Source organism: Kitasatospora sp. NEAU-CNBT7 (assembly GCF_057220535.1).
The window spans coordinates 1-947 of sequence record NZ_JBXQQB010000135.1 but is presented as its reverse complement, the minus strand read 5'-3'; the positions used below and the strand labels follow the sequence as shown (position 1 = coordinate 947).

The 947-nt window shown below is 69.3% G+C and carries 2 protein-coding genes; both read right to left on the bottom strand.

Going from position 1 to position 947, the window contains the following annotated elements; genetic code table 11:
- Positions 1–254: transposase (locus AC2TEW_RS39070; RefSeq protein ID WP_484627861.1), on the bottom strand; the 254-nt coding region annotated here is incomplete at its 3' end.
- Positions 255–601: 347 nt separating this feature from the next.
- On the bottom strand, positions 602–947 hold a 346-nt coding region (locus AC2TEW_RS39065; protein ID WP_484627757.1), incomplete at its 5' end, for an integrase core domain-containing protein.

Here is a 947-nt window from a genome sequence, read left to right as displayed (position 1 = left end):
TCGCGCTGCCAGCGGGCGAAGTAGGCGTAGACGGTCTCCCAGGGCGGGTAGTCGTGCGGGAGGTAGCGCCAGGGGATGCCGGTGCGGTCGACGTAGAGGATCGCGTCCAGCAGGTCACGCAGTTCGTGCTCGGGCGGCCGGCCGAACGCGAGGGCCCGTTCGGTTCGGGCCTGTCGCCAGGCGGTGAGGGTGGGCTCGACCAGGGCCCAGCGGGCATCGGACAGGTCGCTCGGATACGCTCGACGATCCGTCATGATGACGGCATACTGCGGGATCGCCACGCTGCCCAGGGCTCGCGGCCCTCGAAGGACGAACACTCTCAGGCTCGGCTTCCGGGGACGAGACAGGAGGAAGCACACAGTTCCGGCGGACATTCGCGCCACAGCGACCCTCCTGTCACCAGAGCCCCAAGCGCCACCGGACGTGAGCGGCCTGGGCGCCCCAGAAACCGGGACCAAGCCGCCTGCTTACGGGTGAAACGCCCAGTCAGACCGCGTTTGAGATCTGCCGTGCCCCTGGACCGAAGCGGTCGTTGAGGCCCATGTGAGTAGCAACAAGGGTGGGTATCCGGGCGCTTCCCCCGGGTCGTGGACACCGGTTGTCATGCGGCGGTGGTCAGCGTAGTTGATCGCTGTTCGTAGGTGATCGGGCTGATCTGGCCGAGGCGGGAGTGCCGGCGCCGGGTGTTGTAGCGGGTCACCCAGCGGAAGACCGCGAGTCGGGCCTCGCCGGCTCCGTTCCATCGCTTCCGCCCTTGGAGCGTCTCGCGTTTCATGGTCGCGTTGAAGCTCTCCGCGGCGGCGTTGTCCGCGCTCGTGCCCACCGCGCCGCGGGATCTGGTCACGCCCAGCTCCGCGCAGACCCGGGCGAAGTCCTTCGACCCGTAGTGGGCCCCGTTGTCGCTGTGAAAAATCGCCCCGCGCAGTCCCCGGGCGCCGCGGGCGGCC